The sequence below is a fragment of the Streptomyces sp. CBMA156 genome, from assembly GCF_014596515.1.
Lineage (GTDB): Bacteria > Actinomycetota > Actinomycetes > Streptomycetales > Streptomycetaceae > Kitasatospora.
The window spans coordinates 1-10,416 of record NZ_MSJQ01000094.1; the positions used below are offsets into that span (position 1 = coordinate 1).

The following is a 10,416-nucleotide window of genomic DNA, read 5'->3' on the forward strand; positions in this document are numbered from 1 at the left end:
GGTGCGCGGGCGGGCGAACGCCGCCGCCGCGCGCAGGCTGGTGTGCGGGCCGAGCGCGGTGCGGCGCGGGTGCGGGGCGCCGCCGAGGGCGGGGTCGAGCAGCCGGCTGTCGGCGGGGGCGATGGTGACCAGGCCGGAGCGGTGGGTGTAGTCCGGGTCGGTGACCACCTCCTCGACGATCCGTCCGGTGCGGTGCAGCTCGCGCAGCACCGGGTCGAGGGTGCGGGCCAGCGCGTGCTTGGGCAGGTACGCCTCGACCAGGGCGGTCGCGGTGACGTGGTGGCCGGGCACGGTGCTGCCGGAGGCCCGCCAGGTGCCGCTCGCCTCGTCCCGTTCGATCCGGACGTCCGCGCCGAGGAAGCGCACCACCCCGGCCTCGGAGAGGGCGAGCAGCTGGCGCAGCCGGAAGCCGGGCGGGCCCGAGGCGAGGTAGCTGAAGTAGCCGAAGAACCACGCGTCCACCTCCTCGGCGACCGAGCGGGCGGTGAGCCGGCCGCCGGCCGTCAGCCGGGGGAGCTGGCCGAACAGCGAGAGCAGGGCGAGGAAGGCGCCGAGGTCGGCGCTGTGCGCGGGGTCGGCGCGGCGGTCGGCGTCGGCGGTGACGTACTCCCGCAGGTACGCCTGGAGTTCCTCGTCGGAGCCGAGTTCGAGCCCGGCCAGCGGGCGGTCGAGCCGCTCGAAGTCGATCCGGTCGGCCGGGTCGGGGACGGCCTCGGCGACCAGGGCGGCGAGTTCGGGGGAGTACCAGCCGTGCCGGTCGTACCCGGCCAGGAACTCGGGCCAGGACAGGGCGGTCCGCTCGGGGTGGGCGTGGAACAGCTCGTGGTAGTAGCCGAAGCCGACCTCCTTGGCCATCAACGGCCAGAAGTCGCGGCGCAGTTCGAGCGGTCCGCCGGTGGCGAGCACGGCGTCCACGGCGGCCGCGTCGAAGTACCGGGGGAGCGGGGCGCGCGGCCCCTGGAGGGGGTAGCCGGTCTTGGAGTGGTACGGGACGCCGCGCCGGGAGCCGAGGTGCAGCACCGGTTCGCGGCCGGAGGGCAGGTAGCGCAGCGCGGCCCCGTCCCCGGTGGGTTCGAAGCGCCCGCCGCGGCCCTCGGTGAGCAGGGCGACCAGGTCCACCGAGGCGAGGCCGAGGCCGCGCAGCACCACCTGCTCGCCGGGGGCGAGGCCGGCCAGCTCGGCGGCGACGTCGGCGGAGTAGGCGGGCGGCAGGTGGAAGCGGCCGTGCCGGGCGGCGAACTCGGCGTCGGCGGCGAAGCGCGGGTGCGGGGTGGAGTCGAGGTGGCCGAGGGCGAGCACGACGTGGTCGGCGGTGAGGGTCCGGTCGGTGAGGTGGACGGTCTGCGGGCCGTCCGCCGGGCCGTCGATCCGCCGGACGGTGTCGCGGTGGACGGTGACCGTGATGCGCGCCGGCAGGTCGGCGACGGCGCGGCGGAACACCCAGTCCAGGTAGGCGCTCTGGGCCCGGCGGGTGGGGAAGTCGGTGGGCGCGAGGGTGCGCAGCTCGGTCCGGACGGCCGGGTCGGCCGCCTCCCGGTAGGGCGCGAACTCCTGTTGCCGGACGGCCCATTCGGCGAGCGAGGGGCCGGGGCGGACCGGCCCTTCGAGGGTGGAGCGCTCGTCGGTGAACATGGTGACGTCCTCGGCCATCGAGTTCATCCGCAGCAGCGGGGACTGGTCGTGGCGCCAGATCCGGCCCGCGCCCGGCGGGTACGGGTCGACCAGGTGGATCGCCAACGGCCGCTCGGCGGGCAGGAGTTCGGCGGCGTTGGCGGCGATCCGCTCCAGCAGTCCGGTGGCGCGCGGGCCGGCGCCGACGATGACCAGGTCCGTCATGCCCGCACCACCTTGGTGAGGGCCGCGCGGGCCCGCTGGAGCGGGGTGGGCGGCAGTCCCTCGCGGGTGGCGCCCTTCGCGAAGTGCCGCTCCACGTAGTACTGGCCGATGGACAGCAGGGTGGTGACCACCAGGTACCAGATGGTGGCGACCATCAGCATCGGGATCACCTGGTACGACTGGAGGTAGACCAGCTGCACCGAGTAGAGCAGGTCGGAGACGGCCAGCACGCTGACGATGCTGGTGCCCTTGAGCGCGCCGATCAGCATGTTCCCCGCGGTCGGCACGATCGCCCGCATCGCCTGCGGCACCACGATCCGGCGCAGCACCCGCCACCGGCCGATCCCGAGCGCCGCGGCCGCCTCCAGCTGGCCGCGGTCGACGGAGAGGATGCCGCCGCGGATCACCTCGGCGGCGTACGCGGTCTCCAGCAGGGTGAGTCCGATGACGGCGGTCAGGGTGGGGCCCATCAGGTTGACGGTCTTGACGGTGACGAACTCGGGGCCGAACGGGATGCCCAGGCCGAGGGTCGGGTAGAGCGCGCCGATGTTGAAGAAGAACAGCAGCTGGACCAGCGGCGGGGTGGAGCGGAACACCCAGATGTAGCTCCAGCTCAGCGTGCGCAGCACCGGATTGGTGGACAGCCGCATGGTGGCGAGGAGGGTGCCGAGCACGAAGCCGAGGGCGAGGGTGACGGCGGTCAGCCAGAGGGTCAGGGCGAGCCCGTCGAGTACGGAGCGGGCGGTGAACCAGTCGGCCACCACGCTCCACTGGAAGGCCCGGTTGCGGATCACCGAGTTGACCGCCATCGCGGCGAGCAGCAGGGCGACGCCGGCGGCGGCCCACTGGCCGGGCTTGCGGCGGGCGACGATCCGGGCCTCGGCGGCGGGCGGCGCGGCGGGGTGGTCGTGTGCGGAGGGGGCGGGCAGGACGTCCTGCGGGGTGGCCATGGCTCAGGCTCCTGGCGTGGCGGGAGTGCGGGCGGCGGGCGGGTACGGCGGTGGTCACGTACGGACGGCCTGGGCGGCCGGCCCGCGTCCCTCAACGCGGCCGGCCCGGTTGCACTGCACTCCTCCGTGATCGTACGCATGCGCGATCGACGGCTGTCAAGGGTGGTCGAGGGGCCGGAAGCGGTCGTTCGACGGCCGTCGGAAAAGTGACAGGAGATCGCAACAGTGCGGCAATGATGGACGGTTGACGGACGGCTCGGGCGGCTGTTCAACTTGAGCCCATGTACGCCGAGCAGCCCCTGGTCACCCGCGACCACATCGACTTCGGTCGGGTGTGGTCCGCGGCGTGTCGCGGCTGACCCGGCAGCGAGCCGCCCGTCCGGCCTCCTGATCCCGCCCGGCGCTGACCGCCTCGGGGGATCCTCCCTCGGATCGCCCCGTCGCGGGCCGGAATCCGTCGTCCGTATCTGACGACACGTCAGGCACGCTCTGCCGCCCGGAAGTCCGCACCGCACTCCGGCATTCCGTGACTTCCCTCCCCGCCCGGCCACCCTTCCGTCACCGTCACCGTCACGTGCTCGACGGCCGCCCCGCCGCGGCCGGTTCCGGTCCTGCCCACCCGCGGCCCGCCGGACTTCCGCCCACCCGAAAGGTTCCGCCATGCCCGTCGAATTCCTCGGCATCGCCGCCACCGGCGACGGTTCGGAGACCACCGCCCGCACCACCGCCGCCTTCGACCGCGACTACACCCTGCGGCTGGCCCGGGCGCACGAGGACCACGGCTGGGACCGGGTGCTCTTCGCGTACGCCGCCGGCGCCCCGGAGCCGGCGGCCGCGGCGGCCTTCCTCGCCTCGCACCTCGACCGGCTGCAGATCCTGCTGGCGCACCGGCCGAACGTCTCCTACCCGACCTTCGCCGCCAAGACCTTCGCGACGCTCGACCGGATCAGCGACGGCCGGCTGACCGTGCACTTCATCACCGGCGGCAACGACCACGAGCAGCGGCGCGAGGGCGACTTCCTGACCAAGGACCAGCGCTACGAGCGCACCCGCGAGTACATCGGCATCGTGAAGAAGGCCTGGACCAGCCACGAGCCCTTCGACCACGAGGGCCCGCACTACCGCTTCGAGGACTTCGTCTCGGACGTCTTCCCCGTCCAGCAGCCGCGCCCCGCGGTCTCCTTCGGCGGCTCCTCGGACGCGGCCTACGCGGCCGGCGGGGCCGAGGCGGACATCTACTGCCTCTGGGGCGAGCCGCTGGCCCGCACCGCCGAGCAGATCGAGCGGGTGAGGGAGGCGGCCCGGGCCGCCGGGCGCAGCGAGACGCCGCGGATCCAGGTGGCGTTCCGGCCGATCATCGCGCCGACCGAGGAGCTGGCCTGGGAGAAGGCGCACCGGACGGTGGCCGCGATCCGGGCCCGCCGGGGCGCCGACCGGCCGGGAACGACCCCGGAGAACGCCGGGTCCAGGCGGCTGATCGAGATCGCCGAGGCCGGCGAGCGCTACGACCGCGCGCTGTGGACCCCGACCGCCGCGGCCACCGGCGGGGCGGGCAACTCCAACGCGCTGGTCGGCACCCCGGAGACGGTCGCCGAGGCGCTGCTCGACTACCACGACCTCGGCGTGGACATCCTCTCCGCGCGCGGCTACCACCTGCTGGACGACGCGATCGACTTCGGCCGGTACGTCATCCCGATCGTCCGCGAGGAGGTCGCCAAGCGGGACGCCGCCAAGGCCGCCGAGGCAGCCAGGGCCGCCGAGGCCGCCAGGGCCGAGCAGGCCGAGCGCGACCGCCACCAGCTGATCGCGGTGCAGGCGTGAGCGCAGCGGCCGGCCCCGCGGCCGGGTTCCGCCGGGTCGCCATCGACGATCCGCTGGTCGAGCCGCTGCTGCGCGAGCTCACCCACGAGTACGTCACCCGGTACGGCCCCGAGGCGCACCAGGAGATGACCCGCTACCCGGGCGAGGCCTTCGCCGAGCCGCACGGGGTGCTGCTGCTCCTGCTGGAGGGCGGCGAACCGGTGGCCGGCGGCGCGTACAAGCGCTACGACGAGCACACCGCCGAGGTGAAGCGGATGTGGACGCACTCCGCGCACCGCCGCCGGGGCCTGGCCCGCAGGGTGCTGGCCGAACTGGAGCGGACGGCGGCCACGGCCGGCTACACCCGGATCCACCTCACCACCGGGCCGCGGCAGCCCGAGGCCAGGAACCTCTACCTGGCGGCCGGCTACACCCCGCTGTTCGACGTCTCGGCCGATCCCCTGACCATCGGCCCGCTCGCCTTCGCGAAGCGGCTGCCGCAGGGGTGGCTGCCGGAGCGGCAACCACCCTTCTCCGAGCCGCAGTTGACCGCTTCGGCGCCGACCTCCTGAAAGGCCCCGCCCCGTGAGAACCACCACCGCCCGCCGCCGCCTGCTCGCGGCCACCGCCCTGCTGCCGGTCCTGGCCCTGGCCGCCTGCGGATCGGACCCGAAGATCGCGGGCGCGGCGGGGGCGGGCGGTCCCGCCGCGACCGCCACCGAGGACGTCGTCGCCGGGCTGGCGAAGTCGGAGGCCGCCGCCGCGCTGCTGCCCGAGGAGCTCCGCAAGGGCGGAACGCTGAAGTTCGGCTCGTCCTTCGGCGCGCCGCCCAGCGCGTTCTACTCCGACCAGGCGAGCAGGAAGCCCGCCGGGATCGACGTGGACTTCGGCGACGCGGTCGCCAAGCTGCTCGGCCTGACCGTGCAGCGCGAGGCGGCCGCTTTCGAGACCATCCTGCCCGCCCTGGACAGCGGGAAGTTCGACGTCGGCACCGGCAACTTCGGGGTCACCACGGCCCGGCTGAGGACCGTCGACTTCGTCACCTACATCGACGACGGCCAGGGCTTCGCCGTGAAGCGGGACAACACCGCGATCCAGCCGGTCACCGACCTGCTCCAGCTGTGCGGGCTGACCGTCGGCACCGGTGCCGGCACCACCTTCGAGACCACCCTGAACAGCCGGAAGAACATCTGCGCCGACGCCGGGAAGAAGCCCTACGAGGTCAAGGCGTTCAGCGAGAGCGGCGCCGTGCTGACCAGCCTCCAGCAGGGCCGGGTGGACATCGAGATGTCCACCATCAACGGCCTGCGCCACCAGGCCGCGCAGGAGGCCTCGGGGACCCGCTTCCTGGGCGAGTTCCACCGCCTCGACGTCGGCTTCGCCCTGAAGAAGGGCTCGAAGCTGGCCCCGGCGCTCCAGGCGGCGGTCAACCAGCTGATCAAGGACGGGACGTACGAGCGGATCCTGCGCAAGTACGGGGTCGCCGAATCGGCGATCGAGGAGTCGCAGATCAGCCCGCCCGAGCACACCTGAGCGCCGGCCCGCCCGAACGCCGGTACGCCCGAGCGCAGGCCGGCCCGAGCGCCGGCACACCCGAGCGCAGGCCGGACCGAGTGCCGGCCCCGTCCGAGGAGACCCCCGATGACCGTCACCACCGAGACCCCGGCGGCCCCGGTCCGCCGGCCGGCCCCGGCCGCGTCCGACCTCGACGAACTGGACGGCCTGCGGACCGTCCCCGCCCGGCACCCCTGGCGCTGGGCCGCCGGGTTCGCCGCGCTGGTCGTCCTCGCCCAGTTCGCCCACGGCCTGGCCACCAACCCGGGCTGGGACTGGGCCACCTTCCGGCTCTACTTCACCGCCGACACCATCCTGCGGGCGATCGGCCGGACCCTCGAACTCACCGTCTACGGCACCCTGCTGGGCTTCCTGCTGGGCACCGTGGTGGCCGCGATGCGGCTGTCCCGCAGCGCGATCCTGCGGTCCATCGCCTGGGCCTACGTGTGGGTGTTCCGCTCGATCCCGCTGATCGTCCAGCTGGTGTTCTGGTTCAACCTCTCCTACCTGTACAAGCGGTTCGGGTTCGGCATCCCGTTCGGCCCGACCTTCGGCGAGTTCGAGACCGTCGGAGTGCTCAGCGCGCTCGGCGCGGCGGTGCTCGGCCTCGGGCTGCACCAGGCCGCGTTCGCCGCCGAGATCATCCGCGGCGGTGTCATCGCGGTGGACGCCGGCCAGCGGGAGGCCGCCGCCGCGCTCGGCATCCCGCCCTGGCGGCAGGGCTGGCGGATCGTGCTGCCGCAGGCCATGCGCGGCATCCTGCCGGCCGCCGCCAACGAGGTGATCTCGCTGCTCAAGGGCACCTCGGTGGTCTACGTGATGGCCATCGGCGAACTCTTCTACCAGGCCCAGGTCGTCTACGGCCGGACCGGCCGGGTGGTGCCGCTGCTGATGGTCGCCACCGTCTGGTACGTGCTGCTGACCACCGCGCTCTCGATCGGCCAGTACTACGTGGAGCGCCACTTCGCCCGCGGCGCCCGGCGCACCCCGCCGCCCACCCCGTGGCAGCGCGTCCTGGCGTTCGCCCGGAGCCTGCCCGACCGCACCCGTCCCGCCGCCGCCCGTACCTCCGGAGGACAGCCGTGACCACCCTGACCAAGCCGGAACCGACCCCGGCCGACCCGGCGCAGGCCACCCCGATGGTGCAGGTCCGCGGCCTGCACAAGAGCTTCGGCCGGCTGGAGGTGCTGCGCGGCGTCGACCTGGACGTCCCGGCCGGCTCGGTGACCGTGGTGCTCGGCCCGTCCGGCTCCGGCAAGTCCACCCTGCTGCGCGCCATCAACCACCTGGAGAAGCTGGACCGCGGCCACGTCGCCATCGACGGCGAGCTGATCGGCTACCGGCGCTCCGGCGACCGGCTGTACGAGCTCAAGGAGCGCGAGGTGCTGCGCCAGCGCACCGGCATCGGCTTCGTGTTCCAGAACTTCAACCTGTTCCCGCACCTCACCGTGCTGGAGAACCTGGTCGAGGCACCCGTCGCCGCGCTGCGCCGTCCCAGGGCCGAGGCCAGGGCGACGGCGCTGGCGCTGCTGGAGCGGGTCGGACTGGCCGACAAGGCCGCCGCCTACCCCCGGCAGCTGTCCGGCGGGCAGCAGCAGCGGGTGGCGATCGCCCGGGCGCTGGCGCTGGAGCCGAAGGTGCTGCTGTTCGACGAGCCCACCTCGGCGCTCGACCCCGAGCTGGTCGGCGAGGTGCTGGACGTCATCAAGGACCTGGCCCGCAGCGGCACCACGATGATCGTGGTCACCCACGAGATCGGCTTCGCCCGGGAGGTCGCCGACAGCGTGGTGTTCATGGACGGCGGCGTGGTGGTCGAACAGGGCCCGCCCGCCGAGGTCCTGGACCGGCCGCGGCACGAGCGCACCCGGGCCTTCCTGGCCAAGGTGCTCTGACCCGCGCCGCCCCCGCAATCCCGTCAAGTCCCCTTCACCGAACAGGAGTCACGCCATGTCCCTACCCCGTCGCGCCCTCGTGGCCGCCGCCGGCGCCCTCGCCGCCGCCCTCGTCCTGGCCGGCTGCGGCAGCGGCTCGACCGGGGGGACGGAGCTCGCCGCGGCCAAGGGCACCACCGCACCGGACGGCACGGCGGTGAACCTCTCGCCGAACCAGAACCGGGTCACCACGCCGAAAGTGGACGCGATCGCGGCGCTCGTCCCGGAGGAGATCAGACGGAAGGGGACGCTGACCGTGGTCGACTCCATCGGCACCACCCCGCCGCTGGACTTCTACGCCAACGACGACAGGACCATCATCGGCGTCGAACCGGACATCGCCTCGCTGGTCGGCAACGTGCTCGGCCTCAAGGTCGAGTTCAACCCGGTCTCCTGGGAGAACATCTTCGTCGGCCTGGACAGCGGCAAGTACGACGTCGGCCTGTCCAACATCACCGTCACCGAGGCCCGCAAGGAGAAGTACGACTTCGCCACCTACCGGCTGGACATCCTCGGCTTCGAGGCGAAGAAGGGCAGCGGCCTCAAGGTCACCGGGCCCAAGGACCTCGCGGGCAGGGTGGTCGGCGTCTCCACCGGCACCAACCAGGAGAAGCTGCTGATCTCCTGGAGCGAGGAGAACGTGCGGAACGGCCTCAAGCCGATCGACATCAAGTACCACCAGAGCACCGAGTACTACCTGGCGCTCTCCTCCGGCCGGATCGAGGTCTTCGCCGGCCCCAACCCCAGCCTGGCCTTCCACGCCGTGCAGACCGGCGAGACCGAGGTCGTCGGCACCTACTCGGGCGGCGGCGCGGACGTCCTCGGCAAGATCGCGGCGACCACGAAGAAGGACAACGGGCTGGTCAAGGCGCTGAACGGGGCGCTCGACGAACTGATCAGGAACGGCACGTACGGGCAGGTGCTCAAGCGCTGGGGCCTGGACAACGAGGCCGTGAAGAGCTCCGAGATCAACCCGCAGGGGCTGCCCAAGCCCAAGCCGTGACGGCATCGGGCCGGGCCGGCCCCGGCTCGTTCACCCGTTCGCCTCCAGCCGGGACTAGGGTGACCCCTCCGCCGGCGAACGCCGAGCGGGTGCGGTCGAGTTGGGGGAAGGGCATGGAGAAGGGCGCGGTGCTCGGCGGTCGCTTCCGGCTGGAGCAGGAACTGGGCAGGGGCGGCTTCGGCGTGGTCTGGCGGGCGACCGACCCGGTCATGCACCGGCAGGTCGCGATCAAGGTGCTGCTCGCCGAGCACGCCACCGACCGGGAGGCGGTCGGCCGGTTCGTCCGCGAGGCCCAGACGGCCGGCGGCCTCAGCAACCCGCACATCGTCACCGTGTACGACTACGGGTGGATCGAGACCGGCCAGGTGAGGATCCCGTACCTGGTGATGGAGCTGGTCCCCGGCCGGGCGCTGTCCGAGGTGCTCAAGGACGGCCTGCCGGACCACCGGAAGGCGCTGCGCTGGATGCGCCACGTGTGCAAGGCGCTGGACGCCGCGCACCGCTCGGGGGTCGTCCACCGGGACATCAAGCCCGAGAACGTGATGATCGAGGAGGACGGCGAGCGGGCCAGGGTCCTGGACTTCGGCATCGCCCGGCTGGTCACCCAGACCGTCCGGCTCACCTCCACCGGCAACGTGGTCGGCACCGTCCCGTACCTGGCGCCCGAGTGCTGGTCCGGCGGCGCGGTGGACGGCAGGACCGACCTCTACGCGCTCGGCATCATGCTCCACCAGGTCTCCACCGGCGCGCGCCCGTTCCACGCCTCCTCGGCCGCCGAGTACATGTACAAGCACCTGGAGGAGGTCCCGGCCCGGGTGCGCAGCAAGGACCCGGCGCTCGCCGAGCTGATCGCCGGGCTGCTCGCCAAGCGGCCCGAGCAGCGGCCGGCCTCCGCCGGCGAGGTGCTGGAGCGGCTGCGCGGCGTCCGGGAGGGGATGCAGCTCCCGGGCGACCCCAGCCCGGAGCAGCTGCGCCGGCGGGCCGACCAGGCGTGGCGGTACGGCGAGGCCGGCGAGGCGGCGGAGGCGGTGCAGATCCTCACCGGACTCGTCCCCGACTTCGCCCGGATCTGCGGCCCGGACGACCCGCGCACCCTGCGCACCTGCCACGACCTGGCCCTCTGGCTGGCCGGGGACGGCAGCCCGGGCGCCGCCGTCGCCCTGCTGGACGAGCTGGCCCAGGTGCCGGGCGCCACCCCGGAGGCCAGGGCGGACGTGCGGCGCGACCTCGCGCACTGGCAGCGGGAGGTCGCCCGGCTCGGCCCGGGCCGGGCGCGGGCCCTCGCCCCGGTCCTGGGGGTGCTGCTCGGCGGCGGCGCGCAGGGCTGAGGCCGGGCCGCCGG

At 73.6% G+C, this 10,416-nt stretch carries 9 protein-coding genes; 7 read left to right on the plus strand and 2 right to left on the minus strand.

Annotated elements, in window-relative coordinates; translation table 11 throughout:
* A partial coding sequence (locus tag BU198_RS08130) for an FAD/NAD(P)-binding protein (RefSeq protein WP_188296167.1) occupies positions 1-1,836 on the minus strand: 1,836 nt, incomplete at its 3' end.
* Positions 1,833-2,786 (minus strand): amino acid ABC transporter permease, encoded by a 954-nt coding sequence (locus BU198_RS08135; protein ID WP_188296168.1) that lies wholly within the window; start codon positions 2,784-2,786, stop codon positions 1,833-1,835. The genes BU198_RS08130 and BU198_RS08135, both read right to left, overlap by 4 nt.
* A gap of 660 nt (positions 2,787-3,446) precedes the next feature.
* Here BU198_RS08135 and BU198_RS08140 point away from each other — a divergent pair.
* The 7 genes from BU198_RS08140 (at position 3,447) to BU198_RS08170 (ending at position 10,402) form a co-directional block, all read left to right on the plus strand.
* Complete coding sequence (locus BU198_RS08140) at positions 3,447-4,607, plus strand: LLM class flavin-dependent oxidoreductase (protein WP_188296169.1); 1,161 nt, start codon at positions 3,447-3,449, stop codon at positions 4,605-4,607.
* Positions 4,604-5,158 (plus strand): GNAT family N-acetyltransferase, encoded by a 555-nt coding sequence (locus BU198_RS08145; protein WP_188296170.1) that lies wholly within the window; start codon positions 4,604-4,606, stop codon positions 5,156-5,158. The genes BU198_RS08140 and BU198_RS08145 overlap by 4 nt, the downstream gene beginning before the upstream one ends.
* Positions 5,159-5,171: 13 nt before the next feature.
* Positions 5,172-6,119 (plus strand): ABC transporter substrate-binding protein, encoded by a 948-nt coding sequence (locus tag BU198_RS08150; RefSeq protein ID WP_188296171.1) that lies wholly within the window; start codon positions 5,172-5,174, stop codon positions 6,117-6,119.
* A gap of 108 nt (positions 6,120-6,227) precedes the next feature.
* Positions 6,228-7,226, plus strand: a complete 999-nt coding sequence (locus BU198_RS08155; protein ID WP_188296172.1) for an amino acid ABC transporter permease — start codon at positions 6,228-6,230, stop codon at positions 7,224-7,226.
* Between the two features lie 53 nt (positions 7,227-7,279).
* Positions 7,280-8,032, plus strand: a complete 753-nt coding sequence (locus BU198_RS08160; protein WP_188296175.1) for an amino acid ABC transporter ATP-binding protein — start codon at positions 7,280-7,282, stop codon at positions 8,030-8,032.
* A gap of 55 nt (positions 8,033-8,087) precedes the next feature.
* The gene (locus tag BU198_RS08165) at positions 8,088-9,074 is read left to right on the plus strand and encodes an ABC transporter substrate-binding protein (protein ID WP_188296173.1); all 987 of its coding nucleotides are present in this window, start codon (positions 8,088-8,090) and stop codon (positions 9,072-9,074) included.
* A 59-nt stretch (positions 9,075-9,133) separates the two neighbouring features.
* Positions 9,134-10,402, plus strand: coding sequence for a serine/threonine-protein kinase (locus BU198_RS08170; protein ID WP_188296174.1), 1,269 nt, complete (start codon positions 9,134-9,136; stop codon positions 10,400-10,402).
* Positions 10,403-10,416 lie beyond the last annotated feature (14 nt).